This is a genomic window from Streptomyces hundungensis, from assembly GCF_003627815.1.
Taxonomy (GTDB): domain Bacteria; phylum Actinomycetota; class Actinomycetes; order Streptomycetales; family Streptomycetaceae; genus Streptomyces; species Streptomyces hundungensis_A.
Map to the genome: position 1 here is coordinate 4,824,680 of NZ_CP032698.1, position 26,336 is coordinate 4,851,015.

At 73.1% G+C, this 26,336-nt stretch carries 29 protein-coding genes; 16 read left to right on the forward strand and 13 right to left on the reverse strand.

Going from position 1 to position 26,336, the window contains the following annotated elements:
* Nucleotides 1-217: 217 nt before the first annotated feature.
* From DWB77_RS21480 to DWB77_RS21510, 7 genes are all read left to right on the forward strand, one after another.
* On the forward strand, nt 218-457 hold the full coding sequence (locus DWB77_RS21480; protein ID WP_120722790.1) for a chaplin: 240 nt from the start codon (nt 218-220) through the stop codon (nt 455-457).
* 155 nt (nt 458-612) lie between these two features.
* Complete coding sequence (locus DWB77_RS38470) at nt 613-1,506, forward strand: hypothetical protein (protein WP_216826859.1); 894 nt, start codon at nt 613-615, stop codon at nt 1,504-1,506.
* 201 nt (nt 1,507-1,707) lie between these two features.
* Entirely contained in the window at nt 1,708-2,007 is a 300-nt protein-coding gene (locus DWB77_RS21490) for a hypothetical protein (RefSeq protein WP_342777986.1), read from the forward strand.
* Nucleotides 2,008-2,318: 311 nt separating this feature from the next.
* Nucleotides 2,319-2,819: a DUF5949 family protein gene (locus DWB77_RS21495; protein WP_120722792.1), complete on the forward strand. Its 501-nt coding sequence runs from the start codon at nt 2,319-2,321 to the stop codon at nt 2,817-2,819.
* 36 nt (nt 2,820-2,855) lie between these two features.
* Nucleotides 2,856-3,506 carry a vitamin K epoxide reductase family protein gene (locus tag DWB77_RS21500; protein WP_120722793.1) on the forward strand — a complete coding sequence of 217 codons (651 nt, stop codon included), beginning with the start codon at nt 2,856-2,858 and terminating at the stop codon, nt 3,504-3,506.
* 355 nt (nt 3,507-3,861) lie between these two features.
* A complete protein-coding gene (locus DWB77_RS21505) occupies nt 3,862-4,389 on the forward strand; it encodes a tyrosinase family oxidase copper chaperone (protein WP_120722794.1) in 528 nt (175 codons plus the stop codon).
* Entirely contained in the window at nt 4,373-5,242 is an 870-nt protein-coding gene (locus DWB77_RS21510) for a tyrosinase family protein (RefSeq protein ID WP_120722795.1), read from the forward strand. The genes DWB77_RS21505 and DWB77_RS21510 overlap by 17 nt, the downstream gene beginning before the upstream one ends.
* Nucleotides 5,243-5,349: 107 nt before the next feature.
* On the opposite strand, the gene DWB77_RS21515 is transcribed toward DWB77_RS21510, so the two are convergent.
* From DWB77_RS21515 to DWB77_RS21540, 6 genes are all read right to left on the reverse strand, one after another.
* A complete protein-coding gene (locus DWB77_RS21515; protein WP_120722796.1) occupies nt 5,350-5,625 on the reverse strand; it encodes a chaplin in 276 nt (91 codons plus the stop codon).
* Between the two features lie 150 nt (nt 5,626-5,775).
* On the reverse strand, nt 5,776-6,105 hold the full coding sequence (locus DWB77_RS21520; protein WP_120722797.1) for a hypothetical protein: 330 nt from the start codon (nt 6,103-6,105) through the stop codon (nt 5,776-5,778).
* Nucleotides 6,106-6,267: 162 nt separating this feature from the next.
* Nucleotides 6,268-7,272, reverse strand: a complete 1,005-nt coding sequence (locus tag DWB77_RS21525; RefSeq protein ID WP_246033599.1) for a glycoside hydrolase family 26 protein — start codon at nt 7,270-7,272, stop codon at nt 6,268-6,270.
* Nucleotides 7,273-7,280: 8 nt separating this feature from the next.
* A complete protein-coding gene (locus DWB77_RS21530; protein WP_120722798.1) occupies nt 7,281-7,508 on the reverse strand; it encodes a hypothetical protein in 228 nt (75 codons plus the stop codon).
* A 58-nt stretch (nt 7,509-7,566) separates the two neighbouring features.
* Nucleotides 7,567-8,847, reverse strand: coding sequence for a cytochrome P450 (locus DWB77_RS21535; protein ID WP_120722799.1), 1,281 nt, complete (start codon nt 8,845-8,847; stop codon nt 7,567-7,569).
* 76 nt (nt 8,848-8,923) lie between these two features.
* Nucleotides 8,924-9,202 carry a hypothetical protein gene (locus tag DWB77_RS21540; protein ID WP_120722800.1) on the reverse strand — a complete coding sequence of 93 codons (279 nt, stop codon included), beginning with the start codon at nt 9,200-9,202 and terminating at the stop codon, nt 8,924-8,926.
* Nucleotides 9,203-9,367: 165 nt separating this feature from the next.
* Between DWB77_RS21540 and DWB77_RS21545 the strand changes: the two genes are divergently transcribed.
* The 3 genes from DWB77_RS21545 (at nt 9,368) to DWB77_RS21555 (ending at nt 11,143) form a co-directional block, all read left to right on the forward strand.
* A complete protein-coding gene (locus DWB77_RS21545) occupies nt 9,368-9,868 on the forward strand; it encodes a hypothetical protein (RefSeq protein WP_120722801.1) in 501 nt (166 codons plus the stop codon).
* Between the two features lie 78 nt (nt 9,869-9,946).
* The gene (locus DWB77_RS21550; protein ID WP_120722802.1) at nt 9,947-10,564 is read left to right on the forward strand and encodes a hypothetical protein; all 618 of its coding nucleotides are present in this window, start codon (nt 9,947-9,949) and stop codon (nt 10,562-10,564) included.
* A 285-nt stretch (nt 10,565-10,849) separates the two neighbouring features.
* Nucleotides 10,850-11,143: a hypothetical protein gene (locus tag DWB77_RS21555; protein WP_120722803.1), complete on the forward strand. Its 294-nt coding sequence runs from the start codon at nt 10,850-10,852 to the stop codon at nt 11,141-11,143.
* An 87-nt stretch (nt 11,144-11,230) separates the two neighbouring features.
* On the opposite strand, the gene DWB77_RS21560 is transcribed toward DWB77_RS21555, so the two are convergent.
* Both DWB77_RS21560 and DWB77_RS21565 read right to left on the reverse strand, forming a co-directional pair.
* Nucleotides 11,231-11,440, reverse strand: coding sequence for a hypothetical protein (locus DWB77_RS21560; protein ID WP_120722804.1), 210 nt, complete (start codon nt 11,438-11,440; stop codon nt 11,231-11,233).
* 150 nt (nt 11,441-11,590) lie between these two features.
* Nucleotides 11,591-12,709, reverse strand: a complete 1,119-nt coding sequence (locus DWB77_RS21565; RefSeq protein WP_120722805.1) for a citrate synthase 2 — start codon at nt 12,707-12,709, stop codon at nt 11,591-11,593.
* Between the two features lie 273 nt (nt 12,710-12,982).
* On the opposite strand from DWB77_RS21565, the gene pdxH reads away from it, so the two are divergent.
* Nucleotides 12,983-13,639 (forward strand): pyridoxamine 5'-phosphate oxidase, encoded by a 657-nt coding sequence (gene pdxH, locus DWB77_RS21570; protein WP_246033600.1) that lies wholly within the window; start codon nt 12,983-12,985, stop codon nt 13,637-13,639.
* A gap of 315 nt (nt 13,640-13,954) precedes the next feature.
* Here pdxH and DWB77_RS21575 read toward each other — a convergent pair whose 3' ends face one another.
* Nucleotides 13,955-14,338, reverse strand: coding sequence for a VOC family protein (locus tag DWB77_RS21575; protein WP_120722807.1), 384 nt, complete (start codon nt 14,336-14,338; stop codon nt 13,955-13,957).
* 172 nt (nt 14,339-14,510) lie between these two features.
* Here DWB77_RS21575 and DWB77_RS21580 point away from each other — a divergent pair, with 172 nt between their 5' ends.
* Nucleotides 14,511-15,890, forward strand: coding sequence for a PAS domain-containing protein (locus DWB77_RS21580; protein ID WP_120722808.1), 1,380 nt, complete (start codon nt 14,511-14,513; stop codon nt 15,888-15,890).
* A gap of 318 nt (nt 15,891-16,208) precedes the next feature.
* Here the strand turns inward: DWB77_RS21580 and DWB77_RS21585 are convergent, their stop codons facing one another.
* The gene (locus tag DWB77_RS21585) at nt 16,209-16,964 is read right to left on the reverse strand and encodes an SIS domain-containing protein (RefSeq protein ID WP_120722809.1); all 756 of its coding nucleotides are present in this window, start codon (nt 16,962-16,964) and stop codon (nt 16,209-16,211) included.
* Between the two features lie 202 nt (nt 16,965-17,166).
* Between DWB77_RS21585 and DWB77_RS21590 the strand changes: the two genes are divergently transcribed.
* Nucleotides 17,167-17,859, forward strand: a complete 693-nt coding sequence (locus tag DWB77_RS21590; protein WP_120722810.1) for a metal-dependent transcriptional regulator — start codon at nt 17,167-17,169, stop codon at nt 17,857-17,859.
* Nucleotides 17,860-18,467: 608 nt separating this feature from the next.
* Nucleotides 18,468-19,331 (forward strand): alpha/beta fold hydrolase, encoded by an 864-nt coding sequence (locus DWB77_RS21595; protein WP_120722811.1) that lies wholly within the window; start codon nt 18,468-18,470, stop codon nt 19,329-19,331.
* A 382-nt stretch (nt 19,332-19,713) separates the two neighbouring features.
* Here DWB77_RS21595 and DWB77_RS21600 read toward each other — a convergent pair whose 3' ends face one another.
* From DWB77_RS21600 to DWB77_RS21610, 3 genes are all read right to left on the reverse strand, one after another.
* On the reverse strand, nt 19,714-21,324 hold the full coding sequence (locus tag DWB77_RS21600; RefSeq protein ID WP_120722812.1) for a transporter: 1,611 nt from the start codon (nt 21,322-21,324) through the stop codon (nt 19,714-19,716).
* Nucleotides 21,321-22,145, reverse strand: a complete 825-nt coding sequence (locus DWB77_RS21605) for an ABC transporter ATP-binding protein (RefSeq protein WP_120722813.1) — start codon at nt 22,143-22,145, stop codon at nt 21,321-21,323. The genes DWB77_RS21600 and DWB77_RS21605 overlap by 4 nt, the downstream gene beginning before the upstream one ends.
* Nucleotides 22,146-22,212: 67 nt before the next feature.
* The gene (locus DWB77_RS21610) at nt 22,213-22,896 is read right to left on the reverse strand and encodes a bifunctional DNA primase/polymerase (protein WP_120722814.1); all 684 of its coding nucleotides are present in this window, start codon (nt 22,894-22,896) and stop codon (nt 22,213-22,215) included.
* Nucleotides 22,897-23,155: 259 nt separating this feature from the next.
* On the opposite strand from DWB77_RS21610, the gene DWB77_RS21615 reads away from it, so the two are divergent.
* Nucleotides 23,156-24,538 (forward strand): transcriptional regulator, encoded by a 1,383-nt coding sequence (locus DWB77_RS21615; RefSeq protein ID WP_120722815.1) that lies wholly within the window; start codon nt 23,156-23,158, stop codon nt 24,536-24,538.
* 90 nt (nt 24,539-24,628) lie between these two features.
* On the forward strand, nt 24,629-26,320 hold the full coding sequence (locus tag DWB77_RS21620) for a hypothetical protein (protein WP_120722816.1): 1,692 nt from the start codon (nt 24,629-24,631) through the stop codon (nt 26,318-26,320).
* The last annotated feature ends 16 nt before the right edge of the window (nt 26,321-26,336 follow it).

The following is a 26,336-nucleotide window of genomic DNA, read 5'->3' on the forward strand; positions in this document are numbered from 1 at the left end:
CAACCCGTCGGGGTGGTTTTCCACGGCCCTGACCGCCATCCGTGTGCGCGGTCCGGACCAGTGGTTCGGCCAATCATTCGCTTGCCGGAAACATGGGTTCACCCGTTAGGGGCAAAACCGGGGGGCCGTGTCCGCGTTGAGGTGTAGGTCGAGTGATACACCCGGTCAGTGCCTTATCCCAAGGCCCATGACTTTCCCAATCTAGGAGTGCTTCTCCATGTCGCGTACCGCGAAGGCCCTGGTCATGTCCACCGCTGCCATTGCCACCATTGCCGGCGGGGCCGGCGTCGCCGCCGCCGACGCCGGCGCGCAGGGCGCTGCCACCAACTCCCCCGGTGTCCTCTCGGGCAACCTGCTCCAGGTGCCGGTGCACGTTCCGGTCAACGTCTGCGGCAACACGGTCAACGTGATCGCCCTGCTGAACCCCGCCTTCGGCAACACCTGCGTCAACAAGTAGTCCCCGCCTCGGCCCCGGCCGCCCCTGCCCAGGGGGCCGCCGGGGCTTTGTGCTGCTCCGGATGGCGCAGGCGGCGCGGGCAGGCGGTTGCGGGAGGTGAAGGGGCCGCGCACGGTGAGGGAAATGCGCCTGTTCCAGCGAAGGAGAACCCTTTCATGCGTGCACGCACACCGCGGCGACTGGCCGCAGTGGCCCTGTCGACCGCGATCGTCATCGCCACCGCCGGGGCCGCCGCGGCCGAGGGCGTCCAGCCGCCGCGACCGGTCGCCGCCGAAGCCGCGGTGCCGGGTTCCGACGAGGTGCTCCAACAGGTCAAGGTGCTGGCGGACCTGGGGGGCGTGCTCAAGCCGGTCACGGATCTGCTGACCGCAGCGCTGGGCGGCAAGTCGCCCGCCGAGATCACGGCCCTCGCGTCCGGGGCGACGTCCGCCCTGGACGCCGCGAAGTCAGCGACCCCGGCGGCGCTCGTGCCGGCGAAGCCCGCGACCCCGGCCAACCCTGCACTGCCCGCGACCCCGGACAAGCCCGCGACCCCGGCCAACCCTGCCGCCGTGCCCGCGACCCCGGCCAACCCCGCGACCCCGGCCAACCCTGCACTGCCCGCGACCCCGGCCAAGCCCGCGACCCCGGCCAACCCTGCACTGCCCGCGACCCCGGCCAACCCCGCGACCCCGGCCAACCCCGCAGCCCCCGCCGCCCCCGCCACCTCCGTGCGCCCGGTCATGCCCGCGGCCCCGGTCACTCCCACGTCGCCCGCGCTGTCCGCGCTGCCGCTGAGCGGGCAGCCGCAGGCCGCCGGGCCGGTGGACGTCAGGGCCGACGCCGTCGCCGTGCTCAAGAAGTCCGTCGACGACCTCGTCAAGGCGGTCACCAGCGCCAAGGCCGACGGCGTCGTGCCGGCGGCGACCTCCGTGGTCACCGGCCTGGTCGGTCTCGTCGTCGCCACCTTGGTCGGTGCGGGACTGCCCGTGCCCAGCCTCCCGGGCCTGCCCCAGCCTCCCAAGTCCCCGGCCGGATCGCTGCCCGCGGCCCCCGGGCTGCCCGCCTGACCCGTACCGCCCCGATCCGGCACCCGCCCGGCCGCGATGCGGCCGCAATCCGCTCCCGAGGGGTTTCTCAACCGTCCAGGTGTCGTTAGCCAAGGCGAAGCATCGCAAAGCGATCAGAGATACGCGCGGCTCCGCCCAAGTGCGGCACGCGCGGCCCATTCGGCGATCGAACTCGCCGCGGAAGGATTGATGATGAAGTCGATGAAGGTAGCCGCGGCGGTCGCCGGTTCCCTCGCGGTGATGGGCGCGGCGGCCCCGGCCTTCGCCGCCGGAGGTACGCCTCCCATGCCCCCCATGAGCCTCAACGGCGGCCTCGACTCGCTGACCAACGCGGCGTCCCACGCCCAGTTGGCCGACGCGGCGCCCGTCAACACCAGCGCGCTCGACCCCAAGTCGGACGGCTCGGTGCTGCACGCGGTGACCAGTGCCGCCCACGACCTCAACAAGTCCCACGGCGGGTCCGGCTCCGGCCGGATGCTCGGCGGACTGCCGATCGGCTGACCAGGGTCTCCTGGACCCCGCCTTCGGCAACACCCGCGTCAACGACCGAGCGGGGCCGGGCGCGTGCGTGCCCGGCCGCCGGGCGCCAAGTGGCCGCCGGCTCCCGGGAGTTCGGGAGCCGCGGCCGCTTCCGCATGCGCCGGGCCGGCCGCCCCCACGCGTCACCCCGGCCGCACCCACGCGTCACCCCGGCCGCCCCCACGCGTCACCCCCGCCGCATACGCAGAGCCCGGTGCGTCCCGCGAAGGACGTTTCATCCGGATGAGTGACAGCGGCGCAGGGCTCGACCCGGAATGTCCTAGAGTCCCGGCATGACTTCAGCCAGCAGTGCCGTACAGCCGTCCAGGGCCGCCCTGTTGGGCTCGCTCATCGTCATCGCGTGGAGTGGCGAACACCCCGACGAATCCGGCGACATGCCCTTCCTCATGGCGTACCCCCTCGGTGACGGCGTCCAGGGCCCCGAGGGCGCCGAGGTCGCGGCGCGGGCGTTCCTCGAGGAGATCGGCATGCCGCCGGGCAGTGTGGTCGACCAGAGCCACGGCGGCTCGTTCCCGCTGACCCTGATCGTGCAGGCCGGCCGGGCCGTCCTGACCCTGCCGACCATGACCGCCCAGTGCCCCGCGCCGCCCGAGTGGCTGGCGGCCGCCGAGAGGCGCGGCACCGTCCAGTTCATCTTCGCCACCCGCTCCTGGCCGGAGGCCGTGCCCGGCGTCGCCGTCACCGACGAGCAGTTGCGGGCGTTCGCGGGCGACGAGGCCACCATCACCACCGCCGGCCACTGCCTGCTCCCCATCCGCCGCCTGCGCGGCTGAGCCCGCCGGACGAGAACGCAACGGAAGACGACACCGATGCCCTTCCACGGGACGCTCCAGGAGCCGGCTCCGCTCACCGACTCGTCCGGACCCCCGCCACCGCCCAGCACCGCCTTCGGCGCCGGCCGCGGCTTCGCCCGGCTGGTCGTGCTCACCGGCGCGGCCGGCCTGCTGGCCTCCTGGGTCATCACCCTGGACGAGTTCGAGCTCCTGCGTAATCCGGACTTCGTCCCGGGGTGCAGCCTCAACCCGGTGATCTCCTGCGGCACCATCATGAAGAGCGCGCAGGCGTCCGTCTTCGGGTTCCCCAATCCGATGCTGGGCCTGGTGGCGTACGGGATCGTGTGCTGTGTGGGGATGAGCCTGCTCGGGGGCGGCCGGTTCGGGCGCTGGTACTGGCTGGCGCTCAACGCGGGGGCCGCCTTCGGCGTCGTCTTCGTCGGCTGGCTCCAGTTCGAGTCGCTGTACCGCATCAACGCGCTGTGCCTGTGGTGCTGTCTGGCGTGGGTCGCCACCATCGTGCTGTTCTGGCGGGTCACCCACCTCAACGTGATCAACGGAGCGCTGCCCGCGCCGGGTTGGGCGCGAGAGCTGTCCGCCGAGTTCGGCTGGGCGGTGCCGGTGGTGCACATCGGGGTCGTCGCGATGCTGATCCTGACCCGCTGGTGGGACTTCTGGACGCGGTGAGGATGCGCCCGAGCGGACGCCCGGTCGCGGAGGCCGACCCCGGCTCGCCCCGCGCACCGGCTGGGCCAACCGCGTGAAACGCCTCCGGCCGCCGACACGCCCGCCCGCTCCGGGCGTTGACCCCATCGACCAGTCGCATGGTTGAAGCCTCCCCGGGCCGTGCAACCAGTACCGGCCCGGGGAGCGCCGACGGCGCCGCGAGCGTACGGCGGCCGTTTCCTGCGCCCGGGGGCCTCGTTGTACCCGGCATCGGTCAAGGAGAGCGGACGCTCGGCGGGCCCCGGAACCTGGACGGTTTGCGGGGCCCACGCATGTGCCGGACTCGTCCGCGCGAGCGAGCACGAGGGAGACGCCCATGAACGACGCGCCACACTTCTGGAGCGCACGCCGCACCGGCCGCACCCGCCTGCGCAGCCGCGCCCCCGAACCCACCGGGCCCGGCGCGCCCCCGCCCCGTACCGCCTGGCGCACCGCCCGACGCGGCCTGCTGCGCGCCCTGTTCGCCTCGGCGGCCGTCGCCTTCACCGGCGCCGCGCTCTCCCGCATCCCCTCCGCCGCGCCGGCCGGTGCCACGGGCCCCGGGCCCACCGCGCGTGTTCCCGAGAGCATGCTCTTCGACGAGATGCACGCCGGGCACCGCATCCAGGGCCGGGCCCTCCAGGCGGACGGGTCCGAGGTCGCCGTGTTCGTGGACGACCGCCGGCTCATGCTGATGCGCCGCGCCGACGGCACCTATCTGAGCGCCGTCGACCACTACGAGTCCTACGCCACCGCACGCGAGGCCGCCCGCGCCGCCGCGGCCGAGCTGGGCCGCGCCCGGCTGGCCGCCGTGCCCGTGCACGCGGGCCACGAAGGGGGAGCCGTCCGTGGTGTACACGCGTAAGAACCAGCGGAACCTGACGAGCGCCGAGCGCAAGGCGTTCGTCAACGCCGTGCTCGAACTCAAACGGCGTGGCACATACGACGCGTTCGCGCGCACCCACATCGACTTCTACGTCTCCGACGGCGACCGCGGGCTGCGCGTGGCGCACATGGCGCCGTCCTTCCTGCCCTGGCACCGCCGGTTCCTGCTGGAGTTCGAGCGGGCGCTCCAGAAGGTCGACCCGCGCGTCACCGTGCCGTACTGGGACTGGACGCGCGACAGTTCGGCCGCCTCGTCCCTGTGGGGCGACGACTTCATGGGCGGCAACGGACGCCGGGGTGATCTCCAGGTCATGACCGGCCCCTTCGCGCACGCCCACGGCCACTGGGACATCACCGTCAACGTCACCGACGAACGCTTCCTCACGCGGGACCTGGGCCGCCCCAAGAACCCCATCAAACTGCCCACCGCCGCCGATGTCGCCCAGGCGCTCGCCGACCCGGTGTACGACGTCTCCCCCTGGAACTCGATGAGCGGGACCGGGTTCCGCAACAAGCTGGAGGGCTGGACCAAGGCGTCGGGCGACGCCCGCTTCCGTACGCACAACCAGGTCCACCGCTGGATCGGCGGGATCATGCTCGGCGGCGCCGCCGTCAACGATCCCGTGTTCTGGCTGCACCACGCCTTCGTCGACAGCCTGTGGTCACGCTGGCAGGCCGCCCACCCGAAGTCCAAGCGCTATCTGCCGGACGTCCCGCCGCCGCTGGGCGACCTCCAGCACGGCCGGGTGGCGGCGCTCCACGACCCGATGCCGCCGTGGAACGTGGCGCCTGCGGCGCTCTTGGACCACAGCCGGATCTACCGGTACGCCTGACACGGCGACGGCCTCCCGGGGGGAGAAGTCCGGGAGGCCGCAGGCACCGTGGGAGCAGAGGCCCGGCCGGACCGTCACGAGGACCGTCCGGCCGGGACAGGGAGGCGTCAGCCCCCGTAGCCGCCGTGGTGGTGGAGCAGGTGGGAGTCGTTGACGCAGGTGTTGCCGAACACCGGGTTCAGCAGGCCGATGACGTCAACGGTGTTGCCGCAGAGGTTGACCGGGATGTGCACCGGCACCTGCACCAGGTTCCCCGAGAGGACGCCGGGGGAGTTGGACGCGACAGCCTCGGCGCCGGCGTCGGCAGCGGCCATACCCGCACCGGCCAGTGCCATGGCGCCCGCTCCGGCGACGACGGCGGCCGTCTTCGCGATACGAGACATCAAAGTTCTCCTTGATTGGACACGCGACCGCAGACACGCAGTCGTCATGTCACTTCAACGTGTCGACCGGCCATAGGTAACGGACACCAAGGAGCAAATCGGTTCCTCCCTGAGCGAACCGGGGACGGCCGCCCCGCGCGCACAAGCGCTTCACTCCTCGCCGTACCTCCCGCGTGAGGAGCGCCGGGACAGGGCGACCGCCGCCGCCCCCGTGACGACCGCGCCCACGCTCAGGGCGCCGAGCAGCGTGGCGTTGGCGTCGGCGCCGGTGTCCGCCAGGGTCGGCGGAGCCGCGCCGGGGCGCACTGGGGCGCCGCCGGGCGCGTGCGGGGCCGTGTGCGGCGCTGTGTGGGGCGCGGAGGCGGGCGGCGGGGCCGCGCCGGGACGGTCGGTGGCGTGCGCCGCGTACCCGGTGCCCAGCGCGGACACCAGGCCCGTGACGAGGGCGGCCCGCGCCGCGGAACCTGAGAGCTTGTACATGCCTGCGACCCTTCAACAGGAAAACCGGAGGGGGGATCAGATGCTGATACGCATAATTGGGATCCGCCTCGCGGGGCCCCCGGGGCCACGCGAGCACCACCGAAGGGATCACCCGCCCGGCCCATCGGCCGCCCCCGCACGGCTCAGCGCGCGGCCCGCCGCTCACCGCGCCCGGTAGGCGTGCGCCGCCTCGGGGTGGTCGGGGCACTCCCAGACGCCGTGCGGGCAGTAGTCGGTCAGGGTCTGGTAGACGGGCCGGTAGCGGCGGAACCAGGCCGTCATCCCGCGCACGTACGGCGCGTCGTCCCCGTTGCGGAAGAGTCCCCACTCCGGGTACGACACCGGCTTGCCGTGCCGGGCGGCGAAGTCGACCTGGGCGCGCAGTCCGTACGGCTCCTCGACCTGCTCGCGGAAGGACATGCCGGCGGGCTGGTCGTAGGAGTCCATGCCGACGATGTCGACGAAGGCGTCCCCGGGATAGCACTCGGTCCACGCCACCGCGTCGCGCCCGCGGTTCGGCGCGAAGTCGAAGCGGAAGTGCTGCCCCGCCACCGAGCGCATCGCGGTGACCACGCGCCGCCAGTACGCCCGCCAGGAGGCCGGATCGGGAGCGCAGCGGTGCGTATAGGTGACGCCGTTCATCTCCCACCCGAGGACGACGTTGGTGTCGGCGAGCCGGAGGGCGACCAGGCGCTCGGCCAGCGCGGTGAAGTGGCCGTCGAAGGCGCCGCGCGCGCCCTGTCCGAGCAGGCCGCGCACCTCGGCGTCGGGCAGGCCGGCCTCGTTGGGGGCCAGCATCGGCACGTTGAGGACGAAGACCCGGTCGGTGCGCTCGTGGCGCCAGCGGGCCCAGGGCGCGAGGAGCCGGGGCGGGCCCTCGATGCCGCTCCAGGTGTCGCCCGGCAGATAGGTGTGGCCGGCCCGCAGCCGCCCCTGGCCGCGCCACTTCTCGACCGCAGCCAGCTTGACGATGCCGTCCCCGTCGGACCCGGTGAAGACGCCCGCCGCCGTCCTGGCCCCGGTCGGCATCGGGCCGCGCGTCCGGTCGCCCGGCGGCTGGACCAGCGCGGAGAGGAGCAGCACGAGCGCGCACAGCGCGGCCTTCCACGAGGACGCGGCGTTCGACGCCCGACGGCGTCCGGGGCCGGTCCCGCTCGCCCGGCGCACCGTGACCTTCAGTGGGCCCCGGACGCGCCGTCGGGCTGGAGGGTGCCGCCGAACATGGCGACACCGGCGGTGAGCGTCTCGGCGATCTCGCCCCGCCCGCCGAGCACCTTCGGCTGCCCGTACTCGGAGACGCTGCCCTGCCCCGCGCCCGTATCGGCCGCCGCGACACCGGGCGCGGCGAGGAGCAGGAGGGATGCGGCGGCGGTGGCGGCTCGGAGGCGGCGCTGTGTGTTCATGCCCGGTACAACGCCCCGCGCGCGGCGAGGGTACGCGGGCGGGGCCGGGCGCCGGTTCTCAGGGCTTGGCCGCATCGAAGGTGAAGTACTGCCTGCGGACGCGGTGGTCGAAGTTGGACGTGCCGAGTTCCGGCTCGCCGAGCGCGCGCACGGCCAGCGGCCGGGTGAGCAGTTCGCGCAGGACGGCCTTGATCTCCAGGCGGGCCAGATGGGCGCCGAGACAGTAGTGCGGGCCGCCGCCCCCGTATCCGAGGTGCGGGTTGGGGTCGCGGGTGATGTCGAAGACGTCCGGGTCGGTGAAGACCGACGCGTCACGGTTGGCGGATGCGTACAGGAGCATCACCTTGTCGCCGGGCAGAAAGGTGTGGCCGCTCAGGGTGTAGCGCGTGGTGACGGTGCGGCGGAACTGGATGATGGGCGTCGAGTGGCGCACGATCTCGTCCACGGCGCCGTCCGCGTACCGGTCGAAGTCGTCGGTCAGCAGGGCGAGTTGGTCCGGGTTGCGGGTCAGGAGCACCAGGGCGTGAGCGATGGCGTTGCGTGTCGTCTCGACGCCCGCGACGAGCAACAGCGAGAAGAACGAGCCCAGTTGACGGTACGTCAGCGCCTGTCCCTCCACGTCGGCGCAGACCAGTGCCGAGATGAGGTCGCCGGTGGGGTGGCGGCGCCGCTCGCGGCCGAGGCGCGCCACCGTCAGCTCCATCCGGGCCAGCGCCCGCAGCCCCTTGCCCGGGCTCATCAGGCGGGCACCGAGACCACGCCGTACCCCGGCGTGCTCGGAGGCCCGGTCGATCTGGCGGGCGATGCGGCGCCGGTCGGCGTCCGGCACGCCCAGCATCGCGCAGATGACCTCGAACGACATCCGGGAGGCCACTGAGGAGACGAACTCATCGGGCCGCTCGGCGACCATGTCGTCCACGATGCGCACGGCGAGCTCACGGATGTGCGTCTCGGTGGCGGCCAGCAGGCGCGGGGTGAAGGCCTGCTGCACGATGCGGCGCAGCCGCGCGTGGTCGGCGCCGTCCAGGTTGACCATCGAGTCACCGAACAGCGTCCGCACCCAGCGCGCCGGCTCGGGCGAGGTGACCCCGGGCGCGCTCGCGAACACCCGGGGCAGCCGGCTCGCCTTGAGTACGTCGGCGTGCCGGACCAGCGCGTAGAAACCCTGCTCGGCGCGGCGGGGGGTGGAGGGGCGTTCGGTGAAGAACACGGGGCGCGGCTCGTGCCGCAACTCCGTGAAGCGTGCCAGGCGTTGAGCGGCCGGCAGCTTCCAGAACGCCGGGTTCGCGAGGTCGGCGCAGGCGTCGCTGGGGGCCGGGATGGTCCGGGTGTGGGTCACGCTCGTACCGTTCTGACCGCCGCGCGGCTCTGGGTCGACACTGCAAGGACGCTGGGGGACGGGGATTCGGGCGGGGTCAGCTCATCAGCTCGCGGCCGGCCTTGACCGCGTCCTTGGCCGCCTTGACCGCGTCGGTGCCGGCCTTCACGCCGTTCTTGACGGCGGTGACCTTCTTGCCCAGCTTGTCCCCGACGGCGCTCTCGGCGACGGGCTTGACCTGGGCGCCCGCGGCGCTGGTGGTGGTGGCCGCCTTGCTCAGGGTGTTGCCCAGGTCGAGGGCGTGCGCGGCGGGGGAGAGGGCGGCCGCGATGGCGGTTCCGGCTGCGGCGGCGGCGAGGTATCGGCGTACGTTCATGTCGGCTACAACGCATGAGCCGGGCCAAGGGCACGCCCGGGGGGCGCGCGGCGCGCGAACGGGCTCCAGGTTGCTGCAAGCAGGGGAACTTTGCAGTGATACCGCCGCCGGGATCGTTCTAGCAGAACGACACGGCCGAAGAGGCCAGGGAAGGAAAGAACATCCATGGGAATCACCTCACGCGCGGGCCTGGCGACCGTACTGACCTGCATCGCGACGGCAGCGGCTGTGGCGCCGGCCGCGGCCGCCCCGACCGCCCCGGTCGACGTGCCGCTCGGCGGTCTGAACACCGTCCTTCCGTTCGACGCCCCCACCGTGCACACCGGCATGCCGCTGCCCGTCCCCGGCGCCCCGGACGGACCGCGCTATGTGAAGGGCAACCTCCTGCCGCACAACATGGTCCCCGCGCTGCCGATCGAGACCGCGCTGCCCGACACCCACATCGGTACGCCGCTGCCCGACCCGCTGAGCCCCCGCAACCTCGGCACCCCCCAACTGGTCGCCCCCGACACCGCGCTGCACCTGCTCACCCCGGGAGCGGACCTCGGCGCCCCCCTGAGCCAGCCGCGCGCCGGTCTTTACGGGCTGCCGGCCGTCACCCTGCCGGAGGCCGGCCTGACCGCGCCCGCGGTCCAGAGCGACCCGGCCGCCACCGCGGCCCTCTGAGCCGAGCGCCCGCCCGGGGCGCCGTGCCCGCACCCTGGGGACGGCCCCAACTCGCCCCGCTCTCCCAGGAGTTGACCCATGTCCCGTCCGTCGGGGAACGTCCCTGCCACCTTGCGGCTCGCCGGGGCCGTCGCGGCGCTGCTCGCCGTCACCGCCCTCACGGCCCAGGGCGCGACGGCGGCGGCGCCCGGCCGCCCCGATCCGCACCCGGTGGGTGAGGGCGCGCCGCCGTGGCCCGCGCCCGCCGACCCGGCCGCGGCGGCCAAATCGGCGGGCCTTGAGATGCTGTCCGCCGAGGGCATGGTCCAGCACACCCACACCCATCTGGACGTCCTCGTCGACGGCCGGCCCGTCACCGTCCCCGCCTCGATCGGCATCGACGCGCCGCACCGGCTCATCAGCCCCCTGCACACCCACGACACCAGCGGGGTGATCCACGTCGAGTCGCCGAAGCGGGCGGACTTCACACTGGGCCAGTTCATGACCGAGTGGGGCGTCCCGCTGAGCGCCGACCGCATCGGCGGCCTGCACGCGGTCGGCGGGCGCCATCTGAAGGCGTACGTCAACGGGCGCGCGGTCGCCGGGAACCCCGCGGCGATCGTGCTGCGCGAACGCGACGAGATCGCGCTCGTCCTCACCCGGGACACCGACACCCACCCGGTGCCCGCGAGCTACGCCTGGCCGAACGGTCTGTAGGGCTCGGCACAGGGCGTACGGCACCGAGTCACTGACGTCGTCACCGGCGCGCACGGGGGCACCGGTGGCCGGACGGAACGTCTCCCCGCACGGCTGCTCGTCGGGCCGTGCGGACACAGGATCCGTGTCGCGGCGCGGACAGCACGCCGGCAGCTCCTGTCCGGGGATCTACTCCCCCCGGACAGGAGCTGCTGCCATGTGCGGCGGGGGCCAGGGCCGGGTACGCCCGTGGGGTGAGAGCGGGTGGCGGCCGTGTCCTTGGCCGCCACTCCCCGTTGTGCAGGCGTGATCTCAACACGACGCATCGCCACTGTCCTCGCCGTCGCCGCCGGTGTCTCGGGCCTCGCCGTCTCCTCGGCGAACGCGGCGGGCCCCCTCGACCACGTGGGCAAGCCGTTGAACCCGATCAGCGAGCTCGACAACCTCGCCGCCAGCGGCATCCCCGCCCAGTACGCGGCCCAGCTCCCCGGCGTCAAGCAGCAGCTCGCCGGTCTCAACCACCTCAACGACCTCAGCCAGCTGCACCAGGTGATCGACCCGGTCCAGCCGCTCCTGGGCCTCCTGCCCGTGACGGGCTGACCCGAGGCGACCCGGGACGCAACACGGGCGCGCGCCCGGAACCCAGTGGTTCCGGGCGCGCGCCCGCTCGGTGTCGCGGTTCCTCGCTCAGAGGAGGATCAGCAGCAGGCTCGTCAGCAGGCCGTAGTGGCGGTGGCGGTTCGAGTCGTTGTTGCCGTGGTCGTCGCCGTAACCGTAGTTACCGTGGGCCACGACGCGCACAGCGGACTGCGGGGCGGCCTGGGCGGTCGCGGTGGTGGGGACGATCACGGCGGCGGAGAGCGCGGCCACAACGGCGGCGCGGCGGATGAGGCTCACAATGAACTCCACATTCGGGTGGGCAAAACGGACTAAACCGAACCGTAAGTGCCTTATCGCGCATCATCGTGTTGGGCGCGCGCACCGCTACTCCACGTGGCGCCATCCAATTTTCCGCCGCGCCCGGCCCGCCCGTGTCCCCGCCCGTGCTCAGCCCGCGAAGTCGGCGACGCCCAGCGTGTCCGAGTACCCCTCGATCGACTGCGGGTCGCGCGAGCCCGGCCCCACATAGCGGGCGGAGGGCCGCACCAGACGGCCCGTCCGCTTCTGCTCCAGGATGTGCGCCGACCAGCCCGCCGTCCGCGCACAGGAGAACATCGACGTGAACATGTGCGCCGGAACCTCCGCGAAGTCCAGCACGATCGCCGCCCAGAACTCCACGTTCGTGGCCAGCACCCGGTCGGGCCGGCGCGCGTGCAGCTCCTCCAGGGCCGCCTTCTCCAGCGCCTCCGCCACCTCGAAGCGGGGCGCGCCCAGCTCCTTGGCGGTGCGGCGCAGCACCCGGGCGCGCGGGTCCTCGGCGCGGTAGACGCGGTGGCCGAAGCCCATCAGGCGCTCGCCCTTGTCGAGGGCCTGTTTCACATACGCGCTCGCGTCGCCGCTGCGCTCGATCTCCTCGATCATGCCGAGCACCCGCGAGGGCGCGCCGCCGTGCAGCGGGCCCGACATCGCGCCGACCGCGCCGGACAGCGCCGCCGCGACGTCCGCGCCGGTCGAGGCGATGACCCGGGCGGTGAACGTCGAGGCGTTCATGCCGTGCTCGGCGGCGCTCGTCCAGTACGCGTCGACCGCCTTGACGTGCTTGGGGTCGGGCTCGCCGCGCCAGCGGATCATGAAGCGCTCCACTACGGACTGCGCCTTGTCGATCTCGCGCTGCGGAACCATCGGCAGGCCCTGCCCGCGCGCCGACTGGGCGACGTACGACAGCGCCATCACGGCGGCCCGCGCCAGGTCGTCGCGGGCGGTCTTCTCGTCGATGTCGAGCAGCGGCTTCAGGCCCCACACCGGCGCCAGCATGGCGAGCGCGGACTGCACGTCCACCCGGATGTCTCCGGAGTGGACCGGGATCGGGAACGGCTCGGCCGGCGGCAGACCGGGGTTGAACGCCCCGTCGACCAGCAGGCCCCACACGTTCCCGAACGAGACGTGTCCGACCAGGTCCTCGATGTCGACGCCCCGGTAGCGAAGGGCGCCGCCCTCCTTGTCCGGCTCGGCGATCTCCGTCTCGAACGCGACGACTCCCTCAAGTCCGGGTACGAAGTCGGACATCAGGCGGCTCCTCAGGATGTGTGCGACGGGCTGCGGGCGGGCCGTGCCGCCCCGGGTCCCTCGGTCATGCCCCGTACGGCGGGCAGGAATCCCGCCGCGGGTCTCACCACGTGTATGGAGGCCACAGTGGCCCAGCCGAGAGTTTGGCGGGTCCCGCCGATGCGGGGAAGCGTGACATCCGGCACACTGCCCCAAATCCGCGGTACAGGGTTAACGCCCCGCCGCCGCGGGCACACTGGACCCCCTCCGGGCCCGGGGCCGCGGTACGGCAGGATGGGTCGGGTGACCGACCTGGACCCCGCAGCGATGCGCGAGCAGTACCGGACCACCCTTCTCGCACAGGAGGAGCTGGCCGCCACGCCCATGGGCCAGTTCGCCCGGTGGTTCAAGGAGGCCGTGGCGGGCGGCCTGCACGAGCCCAACGCGATGGTCGTCGCCACCGCCACCCCCGACGGCCGGCCCTCCACCCGCACGGTGCTCCTGAAGTCCTACGACGAGCACGGCTTCGTCTTCTTCACCAACTACGCCTCGCGCAAGGCCGCCGAACTCACCGCCAACCCGTACGTCTCGCTGCTCTTCCCCTGGCACCAGCTGGCCCGCCAGGTCATCGTGACCGGCACCGCCGCCCGGGTGCCGCGCGCCGAGACCGAGCGCTACTTCCGCAGCCGCCCGCACGGCTCCCGGCTCGGCGCCTGGGCCAGCGACCAGTCCACGGTGCTCGCCTCACGGGCCGAACTGGCCGCCCGCTACGAGGAGTTGGCGGCCCGCTACCCCGAGGGCAGCGACATCCCGGTGCCCGAGCACTGGGGTGGCTTCCGGGTCCGCCCCGAGACCGTGGAGTTCTGGCAGGGCCACGAGAACCGGTTGCACGACCGGCTGCGGTACGTCCTACGGGACGGCGCCTGGCACGTGGAGCGACTCGCGCCCTGATCCGGCCAACCGGCCATCCGTCGCCGGGTACGCAGCAACGGATACGCAGAAACCCGCGGGCTCGGGTTCCTCCGGAGAGGAGCCGGCCGGACGTACCGGCGAGCCCGCGGGTCGGTGACTGCTGGGAATTTCGGCCGGCGTCATGCCGGCACCGCACAAAGAGTGCGACTGGGGGCACCCCCTGCTCTTTAAGAGCTTGGGGGAAGGCGTCAGCCCGCAGTCACCTCACGCGTCCGGTTTGCATACATCTGTCAAACCACCTCCCTTCTCGTGTGCACCACACAGTAGGAGGGCGCCCGGACGCCCTCAAGCGAATTACTTCGAGGTGCGCGCCCGCTCCTCGGCGCTGCGCTCCACACAGAACTCGTTGCCCTCGATGTCGGTCATCAGGGCCCACCCCGTACCGTCCGGACGGCGGTGGTCGTCGACGAGGGTGGCGCCGAGCGCCAGCAGCCGTACGACCTCCTCGTCGCGGGTGCGGTCCTGCGGCTGGAGGTCGAGGTGGACGCGGTTCTTCACCGCCTTGGGCTCGGGCACCACGAGGAAGAGCAGGGCGATGCCGTCGGCGGTGACCTGGGCCTCCGGGTCACCGGGCACGTCGTCCTCGCCCAGGGTGCCGCCGAGCACCTGGGCCCAGAAGGTGGCCAGGCGGTAGGCGTCGGCGCAGTCGAAGGTCACATGGCGTACGAGTGAGGTCATGGGCACCACTATGCGTACGCCCGGCGGAAAGCGGCGGGAGCGGCCGGTAACCGCCGTTGGCCGGAAGGGATTTCCGCGAAGTCGGTGTGGGCTGCGTCACGTTCGAGTTGAATGATCCGACGTGGGTGAGTCCGCGCGTCAGCCGCGTGATGCGGTGCAGGGGGTGCCAGGGGTGAGTGCTTCCCGGAGTGAAACGGCCAGTGCCGCGGTTCCGGACGGTTCCGGTTCCGGTACGGGCTCGGCGAGCGAGGCCGGGCCCGAACCCGGCGGGGGTCTGCTCGCGGCCCTGCTCGACGGGATGGACGCGGCGCTCTGCGCGTTCGACGCGGACGGCGTGGTCACCCACTGGAACCGCGAGGCCGAGCGGATCCTCGGCTGGCCGGCCGAGGAGGCCGTCGGACGGCACGGGTTCGCGGGCTGGGCGGTACGGGCCGCCGACGCCGAGGAGATCCACGGACGCCTGATGGCGGTGATGGACGCGCCCGGGCGCCAAGTGCACGAGTTCGCCCTGCTGCGCAAGGACGGCAGCCGCGTCCTGGTGCGTACGCAGTCGGCGGGCGTACGGGGTGCGGACGGCGCGCCGGGCGGGGTGTACTGCGCGTTCAGCGAGGTGCACGCGCAGATCGACCTGGAGCGGTCCATCGCGCTCAGCGAGGCGCTGGCCGAGGACGGGACCTGGGGCGTGGTCCTGGTCGACGTCGACCTGCGGCCCACCGTCGTCAACTCCTACGCCGCCCGCGCGCTCGGCACCGGACGCTCGACCCTGCTCGGCCGCCCGTTCGGCGAGCTGATCGTCCAGGGCGTCGAGGAACTGGAGAGCGCCCTCCAGCACGTCCTGGCCGAGGGCGCCCCGGCCGCCCCCGCCGAGATGTGGGTGACGCTGCGCACCCCCGAGGGCGAGCGGCGGCGCTGCTGGCGCAGCGGCTTCCTGAGGCTCTCCTCCCCGCTGGCCGAAGAGCCCGTGCCGCTCGGGGTGGGCTGGCTCTTCCAGGACGTCACCGACGCGAAGCTCGCCGAACAGGACGCGGACCGGCTGCGTTTCCGCTCCAACCAACTGCACCGCGCCTCGCGCGCCGCCGCCGAGTACGAGGACCCGATGGAGGCGGTGGCCTGCCACCTGGACTTCGCCCTGGCCGGTTTCGCCGACCACGCGCTGGTGGACCTGGCCGTCGGGGACCGTCTGGTACGGGCCGTCGCCACGCCGGTCGGCTCCCCCGGCCCCGCCGCGCCGGTGGCGGCCGGGGGCCTCCCGGTGCGCTATCCGGCGGGCCACCCCGCGCTCCAGGCGGTGGACCGGATCGGCTCGGTACGGGCGAGCGCGGGCGCGGGCGCGGCGCGGGCCGAGGGCTGGGCGTCCGAGCGCCAATGGCCTCCGGACGCGGCCCACGCCCTGTGCGCGGTACTCCGCAGCCGCGGCCGCACCCTGGGCGTACTCACCTTCCTCCGCGGCGGGGCCCGTCCGGGCTTTGAGCGGGCGGATGCGGTGTATGCGGAGAGTGTGGGGGTGCGGGTGGGGGTGGTGCTTGACCTTGCGGCGACGCTGGGCGCTTGAGGGGAGCCCCCTCGGGCCGCCCGTCGGCCCCCCCACGAGCGCCGGCCTTTTCTGCGCAGTTCCCCGCGCCCCCAAGAAAAACCCGTTTTCGTCTGCGGGCCGTGTGTGGCTGGTCGCGCAGTTCCCCGCGCCCCTTAGCCACTCGGCGCTGGCCGGCACCTCAGCCTGTCATGGGGGTCCCCCCTGGCCCTTAAGGCCTTGGGGGAGATTGAGGACGAGCGCCCTTTAGGCGCGAACGGGGTCTGGGGCGGAGCCCCAGGGGCTCAGCTGGTTCAACGCGCTACACGGGCGGGTGGGTCAGGCGCCCCAGGGAGTCGCTCAGTGGCGGAAGAAGATGCGGTCGCCGTATTCCGCCATGACCCGCCCGTTCCACTCGTGCCCCCCGTCAACGTTCCCCGAACGCAACAACGGCGGCTCGACCCCCCGAGCGACCAGCGACTCCGCCGCCGCCGCCATCGTCGCCTGCATCAGCGCACTCGTCACCACCGTGGACGCGGGAGCGAACGGCGCCTCGATGCCCTCGTGCGTCAGCTCCGCGTCACCCACCGCGATCTTGCTGTCGAGCACGATGTCGCAGTGGTCCCGCAGAAACGTCCCCGAGACATGACGCGACCTCGTGTTCTCGGCGTACGCCACCGACGTGACGCCGATGACCTTGAGCCCGAGCGCCCGCGCGTTCATCGCCATTTCCACGGGCAGCGCGTTGCGCCCGGACAGCGAGATGATCACCAGGACGTCCCCCGGCCGGGCGGGGCTGGAATCGAGCACCGCACCGGCGAGCCCGTCGACCCGTTCGAGCGCGGAGCCGAGCGTCGCGGGCATGACGTCCACCCCGACCACCCCGGGCACCGCGAGCAGGTTCATCAGGGCGAAGCCGCCGGCCCGGTAGACCACGTCCTGCGCGGCAAGCGAGGAGTGCCCGGCGCCGAAGGCGAAGAGCCGCCCGCCCGCCTCGACGGCGTCGGCGATCACGGCTCCGGCGGCGGCGATGTTGAGCGACTCCTCGTCCCGTGCCCGCCCCAGGAGTTCGATCGCGGCGTCGAAGAACTGTCCGGCCAGCTTGCTCTCGCTCATCGCCGAGGACCCTTTCCGGGGTGGGGTAACGACCGTGCGCCGATCACGGTGCGGTCTGGACCTTTGCCCTGTCAATACGGGGTAGGCGGAGTTCCGGTCAAGATGGGCGACGCTCGCCGCGGCACGGTTGTCGGTGCGATGCGTCAGAATTGGTCCAGGGCCAGCGGTACGACGTTTCATGTCACAGCATCGAGGGGCACGTATGTCCGGACTGATCGACACCACGGAGATGTATCTCCGCACCATCCTCGAGCTTGAGGAGGAGGGTGTGGTCCCCATGCGCGCCCGCATCGCCGAGCGCCTGGACCAGAGCGGCCCGACGGTGAGCCAGACGGTCGCGCGCATGGAGCGCGACGGCCTGGTGCAGGTGGCGGGCGACCGCCACCTGGAGCTGACCGACGAGGGGCGCCGTCTGGCGACGCGCGTGATGCGCAAGCACCGGCTCGCCGAGTGCCTGCTCGTCGACGTGATCGGCCTGGAGTGGGAGCAGGTCCACGCGGAGGCCTGTCGCTGGGAGCACGTCATGAGCGAGGCGGTGGAGCGCCGCGTCCTGGAGCTGCTGCGCCACCCCACCGAGTCCCCGTACGGAAACCCGATCCCGGGCCTGGAGGAGCTGGGCGAGAAGGCCGAGGCGGACGCTTTCCTGGAGGACGGCATCATCAGTCTGGGTGAGTTCGACCCGGGCCCCGAGGGCAAGACGGTGATCGTGCGCCGGATCGGCGAGCCCATCCAGACGGACGCCCAGCTGATGTACACGCTGCGACGGGCGGGCGTGCAGCCCGGCTCCGTGGTGAGCGTGACGCAGTCGCCCGGCGGGGTCCTGGTGGGCAGCAGCGGAGAGGCCGCCGAACTGGGCGCGGACGTCGCGTCGCACGTCTTCGTAGCGAAGCGCTGAGGCGCACCGGCCCGCCGAAGGGTCCAGGCGGGGCCCGCCTCATCCCTTCCCCCCGGCCGCCCCGTGACGTCGCGTCACCACATAACGGCGTGTCACCACCCTTCCCGCGTACGGCAGTTGAGGCCGCTTGGTGAAGGGTGGGGGAAGCTTGCGGGGAAGGCCGGTTTCCGGGTGGAATGGCAGCGGCCGGGCGGATCGCGTGCGAGGCTGTGCCCTGAGGCATATGACCGCAGAGGCGTGCGGCAGGGGAGGGGGCGGCGGTATGACGCCGTTCGAACCACTCGCATCAGCGTGGACATCCGGGGCTGCCCCGGCCCTGCGCCCCGCCCACCGGCTTCGGGAAGACCAGGGCCCCGGCGCCTCGCGGCGCCGGGGCCTCTCCTCCCCGGTCTCGACCCGGAGCCCCGAGCTCCCAGGGTCGACCCCCGCGGACCGTCTTCCCCGAGCGGCCCGCCTCCCGCAGAAGATCTCCCCTCGGCACGTTCCGTCAATCCTTGAGGGTGGTCACTCGAACGAGGGGTGTTGCGCGAGAGACGCGAGTTTTCGAATAGAGGTTCGATACTCTGCCGGGAACTGACCGCTCGGGGTTGAAGGGGGTGCCAGGGCACATGGTGCGGCGCATCGACGTGACGGGGGCCGGCGGGGTTCGCCTCGCCGCCTGGGAGTTCGGGGACCGGCCCAAGGCCCGTGCGGAGACCGAGCCGGCTCCGGGGGTCCTCCTGCTGCACGGTCTGATGGGCCGGGCCTCGCACTGGGCCTCCACGGCCCGCTGGCTCACGGAGAAGCACCGGGCGGTCGCCCTGGACCAGCGGGGCCACGGCCGTAGCGAGAAGCCGGCCGAAGGCCCCTTCACCCGCGAGGTGTACGTGGCCGATGCCGAGGCCGCCGTCGAACAGCTGGGCCTCGCGCCGGTCACGCTGATCGGCCACTCCATGGGCGCGCTCACCGCGTGGCAGCTCGCCGCCAAGCGGCCCGACCTGGTCCGCGCGCTCGTCATCTGCGACATGCGGGCCTCGGCGCTGGGCGCGGCCTCGCAGCGGGAGTGGGAGGACTGGTTCACGTCCTGGCCGCTGCCGTTCGCGACACTGGCCGACGTACGCAAGTGGTTCGGCGAGGACGACCCCTGGGTCGAGCGGCCCAGCCCCGCGCGGGGTGAGTTCTTCGCCGAGGTGATGGCGGAGCGGGCGGACGGCTGGCGCCCGGTCTTCTCGCGCCGCCAGATGCTGAGGTCCCGCGAGACGTGGGTGTACGACGCGCACTGGGAGGAGCTGGCCCAGGTGACCTGCCCCGCACTGGTGGTGCGCGGCCTGGACGGTGAGCTCGGCCGGGCGGAGGCGCAGGAGATGGTGCGGGTGCTGCCGCGGGGGCGGTATGGGGAGGTGGCGGATGCGGGGCATCTGGTCCACTACGACCAGCCGGAGGGATGGCGAGCCACGCTCGAGCCCTTCCTCAACCTCGCCCCAACCCCCTAACCCCTCACGCAGTCCCCCGCGCCCCCAAAAACCCGCCTCCGTCCGCAGGCCGCGGGTGGCTGGTCGCGCAGTTCCCCGCGCCCCTAAACCCTCTCGATCCTGCGGACCGTGCCCGCTTCTCGCGCAGTTCCCCGCGCCCCCAAGAAAACCCGTCTTCGTCTGCGGGCCGTGCGGGGCTGGGCGCGCAGTTCCCCGCGCCCCTTAAATGCTCGGTGCTGGCCAGCACCTCAGCCCGTCCGGCGATTGAGGACGAGCGCCCTCAAGGCGCGAACGGGGTCTGGGGCGGAGCCCCAGGGGCCGAACCCTTCAATGCCCGTCACGGGCGGGTGGGTGGGAAAACGCGCCGGGGTCTGGGGCGGAGCCCCAGGGGGTCGGGGTCAGCTCACCCCTCACTGACCGCCCCCAGAATCTCCGGCAACCTCCCCACCGCCCGCCCCGCCCCCACCCGCAGCCCCACCCAGCACACCAGCCCCCCGTACGCCGCCCCCAGGGGCAGCAGGAGCCACAACCCCGCATGCGGGCCCGCCACATGGAGCCAGACCGCCAGGACGATCAGCGGCGCGCACAGCACCGCGCTCACCACCATCCCGCCCAGGATGGACAGCGCCGCGATCCCGCCCTGCCCGGGCGCCACGTTGCGGCGGCTGTCCTGGGGAATCGCGTACGCCAGCGTCGCCGACGCCACCGAGCCCGTCGCCAGCATCGCGCCGAGCAGGGCCAGCGCGAGCCCGACGACCTCGGGCAGCTTCGCCCAGTCGCCGAGCATCCCGGCCGTGACCGCCGCCACGAGCACCGTGTACGGCAGCGTCACGAGCAACAGCGCCAACGCCCGCGCCCGCAGCTCCAGATAGGCGTCCCGGGTCGAGGAGATGGTCAGGAGCACCATCCAGAACGCCGAGGTGTCCTGCCCGAACTGGTTGTACATCTGCATGCCGAGCATGCCCGTGGCGAAGCACGCGAAGTACACGGTCCCGGCGCCCTGGAGGGCGTTGAAGACCGGCACGATCAGGCCGATCGCGAGCGAGGTGATCCAGGCCGCCTTGGTCTTGGGGTCCCGCCAGGCGTAGCGCAGCGTACGCAGCATGACGGTGCCGGTGCGGCCCTCGGGGAGCAGTGAGGCGAGCCCGCGCCCCGAGGACTCCTTGCGGGAGGCGTCGGATGCGGCGAGCGTGGAGCCGTCCGGGGTGGTCATCAGCTTCACCAGCGAGCGCTCCCAGGCGTACAGGAGGAGCCCCAACGCGGCCACACAGAGCAGGAGTTGGGCCGCGGCGCGACCGTACGCGCCCTCGCTCATCGAGTCGACCGCCCCGATCGCGGCCGACGGCGGCAGCCAGCGCACCACCTCCGCGGCCGGGTCGAGCGCGGACAGGCCGCCCGCGTCGCCGAGCCGCTGGGCGCCGAAGTTCACGAACTGGAGCCCGATCGCGATGACCAGTCCGCTCAGCACCGCGAGGTCGCGGCCCTTGCGGGAGGTCAGCAGCCGGGTGTTGGCGGCGGCGACGGCGCGGGCGAGCGCGACGCACACGAGCAGCGCGAGCGGCACCGCGAGGACGGCGACCAGGGCCGCGCCCACCCCGCGCGTCGCCACCGCGATCGCCGATCCGAGAAGCAGACAGAGCGTGAACAGCGGCCCGATGCCGACCAGTGAGGCCGCGAGCAGCGCGCCGATCATCGACCGCGGCCGCAGCGGCAGCATCACGAGCCGGGTCGGGTCGAGGGTCTCGTCGCCGCTGGGGAAGAACAGCGGCATCACCGCCCAGCCGATCGCCAGCAGCGCCACGAGGAGCACCGTCAGGGTGGCGGCGTGGGCGTTGCCGCGCAGCGCGATCAGGCCGAGCAGTTGCAGCGCCGCGAAGAGCAGGGCGAGTACGGCGGAGGTGATGTAGGCGGCCCTGCGCCCGCCGGACTGCCGCAGCCCGTTCTTCAGGAGCGACAGCTTGAGCCGTACGAAGACGGGCGTCAGGGCGGAGGTGGTGGGAGAGGGCGCGGTCATCGGGCACCGCCGCCGAGCCAGTCGAGGGCGTCCCCGGTGTCGCGGCCGCTCGCGCCGACGAGTTCGAGGAAGGCGCTCTGGAGCGTGGGGGCCGTGCCGCGCACCTCGGCCAGGGTGCCCTGGGCGCGGATGCGTCCCGCGGCCATCACGGCGACCCAGTCGCACAACGACTCGACGAGCTCCATGACGTGGCTGGAGAACACGACGGTGGCGCCGGAGGCGGTGTAGCGCTCCAGGACGCCCCGGATGATCTGGGCGGAGACCGGATCGACGCCCTCGAACGGCTCGTCCAGGAACAGGACTTGGGGATTGTGCAGCAGGGCCGCTGCCAGGCCGATCTTCTTGCGCATGCCGGTCGAGTAGTCGACGACCAGCTTGTGCTGGGAGCCCGCGAGGTCCAGTACGTCCAGGAGCTGCGCGGCCCGCTTGTCGACCTCGGCGCCGGGCAGTCCGCGCAACCGGCCCGAATAGGCGAGGAGTTCGCGCCCCGAAAGCCGCTCGAACAGGCGCAGACCCTCGGGCAGTACGCCGATGCGGGACTTCACGGCGACCGGGTCGCGCCACACGTCGTGTCCGCCGACCTCGACCCTGCCCTGGTCGGGCCTGAGCAGCCCGGTCACCATGGACAGCGTGGTGGTCTTGCCCGCCCCGTTGGGGCCGACCAGACCGATGAACTTGCCCGCGGGCAGCTCCAGATCGATCCCCGCGACCGCGATCTGCTCGCCGAAGCGCTTCCACAGCCCCTGGACGCGGACGGCGGGCGGCGCCGTAAGCGCTCCGCCCGCCGTGTCCGACGATCCTTCGAATGCCTGGTCCGGCATGGTGGTGCCTTTCGTCCCCGTGGTGGTGTCTCCCCGGACACCATAGGATCCCGGGGCGCCACCGGCACTAGGGGCGACGGCCCCTTGCCGCGGCGGCTTCCCGACCACAGGCGTAGGCGAGGGGGCTGATCAGCTCCTCCGCGTCCGGCAGCCAGCGGTTGGCGGGGGTGGGGCGGCGTGCCCACTGCACCGCGCCCGAGCCGCCGATCCGGGTCGGCGGCGCCGCCACGTAGTCGCCCTCGCCACGGGTGATCAGGTCCACCGCTGCGGGCGACCACCCCAACTTCCGTACCAGATCCGGGACTTTGGCGCCCGCGCCCGGCAGCACGAAGAACAGCATCCGGCGGTCGGGGGTGCAGGTGACCGGGCCGAGCGTGAGGTCCATCCGCTCCATGCGGGCCAGCGCGAGGAATCCGGCGGACTCCGGTACGTCGATGGCGTCGAAGGTCCGCCCGGTGGGAAGCAGGATCGAGGCCCGGGGGTTCTTGGACCACAGGCGGCGGGCGGCGACGGCGCTGCCGGTGGCCTGGGTCGCCCAGTCGGGCCGGGCGGGGTGCGCACCCGGTTTCGGACACGTCGTGTCAGCGCAGGAGCAGCGCTCGACCCCTTCGTGGGGTTCGAGGGAGGTGCCGGGGAAGACGTCCCAGTGCCGTTCCTCCGCGTACCGTACGGCGCTGTCCAGGAGCTGTTCGCCCCGCTGCTTGGGGATCTGTGCGGGTTCCGTGTCCGTGCCCGTGATGGTTTCTTCCACGCCGCACTCAACTGTGCGCACCACCGAGGGTTACGGGCTCGGCGACCGTGGGATCGGGGGTATCGGTCCTGCAAATGGGGCGCATGGGTGCATGGGCGGGGGCGCGCGTGCGGCTGTGCCTCGGCGGCAGGGTAGCCATATGCGGGGGAAGCACACCGGAATGCTGGCAATGACGCCATATTTCCGATTCCCCTCGTTTCTCTGCATATTCGCAGGGCAGTGATCAGGGTGCTGTTCACTGCCGCACCAGGGGGTTCACATGGCAGCCAGGCCTCTCGTCGCCCGCCAGCCCAACGAACGCTTGCAGGCGCTCATCCAGGAAGCCGGATGTTCCAACGCCGGGCTCGCCCGCCGCGTGAACATGGTCGGCGCGGAGCGGGGCCTCGACCTCCGCTACGACAAGACGTCCGTGGCCCGCTGGCTGCGCGGACAACAGCCGCGGGGGAGGGCGCCGGGCATCATCGCGGAGGCGCTCGGCCGCAAACTGGGCCGTACGGTCACGATCGACGAGATCGGCATGGCCAACGGCAAGAACCTCGCGTCGGGGGTGGGGCTCCAGTTCTCGCCCACCGTGCTCGGCGCGATCGAGCAGGTCTGTGAGCTGTGGCGCAGCGACGTGGGGCGCCGGGACTTCCTGTCCGGGTCCACCGTGGCGGCCTCGGCGCTCGTCGAGCCGAGCCGGGACTGGCTGATCACCGGCTCCGACGCGCAGGTCGCGCGCAGCGCCGGGCAGCGGGTGGGCGCCGCCGACGTCGAGGCCGTGAAGGCGATGACCGACGCGCTGGTGGGCCTTGACCACCAGTTCGGGGCCGGTCATGTGCGGCCCGTCGTCGTCCACTACCTCAACAGTGTGGTGTCCGGGCTGCTCGCCGGGTCCTACCGGGAGTCCGTGGGGCGGCAGTTGTTCGCGGCGGTGGCCCGGCTCACCGAACTCGCCGGGTACATGGCCGTCGACACCGGCCAACCGGGCCTGGCCCAGCGCTACTACATCCAGGCCCTGCGGCTCGCCCAGGCCGCCGACGACCGGGGCTACGGCGGCTATGTGCTGGCCGCCTCCATGAGCCACCTCGCCGCCCAGCTCGGCAATCCGCGCGAGATCGCCCAACTGGCGAGGGCTGCCCAGGAAGGCGCCCGCGGCCGGGTCACCCCGCGAGCCGAGGCCATGTTCTACGCGGCCGAGGCGCGTGGGCACGCCCTGCTCGGCGACGCGCGCACCTGCCAGATCGTGGCGGGCCGCGCCCTCACCGCGCTGGAGGGCGCGGACCCCGAGTCCGGCGACGACCCGAGCTGGATCGCCCACTTCGACCACGCCTACCTCGCCGACGAACTCGCCCACTGCCACCGGGACTTGGGCCAGTCCGAGGCCGCCGCGCGCAGGGCCGAGGAGTCGCTGGCCGGGCACCCCGAGAGCCGGGCCAGGCGCCGCGCCATCGGCCTGATCCTGCTCGCCACCGCCCAGGTGCAGCAGCGCGAGGTGGAGCAGGCGTGCGCCACCGGCACCCGCGCGGCGGAGCTCCTGGCCACCTTGCGCACCAACCGGGGCGCGGACTACCTGGACGACTTCCAGCAGCGTCTTGAGCCGTACGGGGACGAGCCTGCGGTGCGGGAGTTCGGGGAGCGCCTGGAGGTCCAGGCCGCTTGAGCCGGCGGGTTGAGGGAGGGCTTGGCAAGGGCGTGGGGGGACCCGGTAGCGTGAACCGACGATTCCGTAGGTCCACGTACAGGAGTTCCGGTGACGCAGAGGCGACAGGGTGACGAGCCGCAGCTTCCGGCTGTGCGGCCCGCGCACGAGGGTGTCGTACTGCCCGCCGACGGAAGCGGCCCCCGCGCCGGTGAGCCGCTGCCCGCGCCTCCTGGAGCCCAGCCGTGGGGGCAGCCCTGGGGTCCGCAGGGGCAGGCCGCCCACCGGCCGCCCGGGGCGCCGCCGCAGGGACCTGCGACGTTCGGCCGGCCGCTGCCGCCCGAGAACGCCGGCCAGGACGCCGAAGCCACCCAGTTCATCGCCCCCGTGCCGGGGGGCACGGGCGGCCCGGGCGGCTCCGGCAATGAGGCCACGCAGTACCTCGCGGTGCCGGGTGGCCCCGGCGGTGCGGGCGAATCCGGTAGTGAGGCCACGCAGTACCTCGCGGTGCCGGGTGGCCCCGGTGGTGCGGGCGGCTCCGGCAGCGAGGCCACGCAGTACCTCGCCCCGGTGCGGGGCGGCAACGGCGGCACGGACGCGGAGGCGACCCGCTTCATCGCGCCGGTGCCGGGCGGCGCCGGAACCTACGGCGGCGCGGCCCCCCACGCCGGCAGCTTCGGCGGCGCGGCCCCCCAGGCCGGGACCTACGGCGGCGCGGCCCCCCAGGCCGGCAGCTTCGGGGGCGAGGCCACGCAGTACATCGCGCCGGTCGCATCCGGGCCGGGCGTGCTGCCGCCCGAGCGCGCCGGTGAGGCGACGCGTTTCCCGGGCGCCCCGGCGTCCGGTCAGGACGCCGACCCGACGCAGTTCCTGCCGCCCGTGCCCCCGGCCCCCCAGGACGCCCCGTACGGGATACGTCCGGGCACGCCGGGCGAACGGCAGCCCCCCGCCGAGTTCGACAGCCTCTTTCGCGCGGACGGCCCGCCCCAACAGGCCGCCGAGGGCGCGCAGTTGCCCCGTTTCCAGCCGTCCGTTCCGCTGAGCCGGCCCCAGCAGCAGACGGCCTACCAGCCGCCGGGGGCCCCGGCCCCGCAGTTCCAGGCGCCGCCCCCCTACCAGGAGCCCCCGCAGCAGTCCGGGTACGAGCCGGAGCCGCCGCGGCGCAAGTCGCCGGTCGGGCTGATCGCCGCCGTGGTGGTCGGCTGCGCGGTGATCGGGCTCGGTGCGGGCGCGCTGCTCAGCGGCGGCGGGGACGACGGCAAGAAGGACGACAAGCAGCCCGCGGGCGTCAGTTCAGCCGCCACCGGCGACACGGGCGGCAAGACCGGCGACGCGGCCGACCCGGCCAAGACGCAGGCCGAGGCCCTGGACAAGGTGCTCGCCGACAGCGGCAGCAGCCGGGACGCGGTGATCGGCGCGGTCGCCGACATACGCCGCTGCGACAAGCTCGACCAGGCGGCGGCCTCGCTGCGCGACGCGGCCAAGCAGCGCGGCGATCTGGTGACCCGGCTCGGCGGCCTCTCCCTCGACAAGCTGCCCAACCGCGAGCGGCTTTCGGGCGCCCTCACCAAGGCCTGGCAGTCCTCGGCCGCGGCCGACAACCACTACGCGGCGTGGGCGGACGCGCTCGCCGGCGACAAGGGCAAGAACTGCAAGGACGGGCACGCCAAGCGCACCAAGGACGCCGGTCTGGGGGACAAGGCGAGCGGGGACGCGACCAAGTCCAAGCAGGAGGCGTCGGTCCTGTGGAACGCGATCGCCACCCAGTACGGGCTGACCAAGCGCGGAGCCACCCAGCTCTGAGGGACCGGGGCCGCCC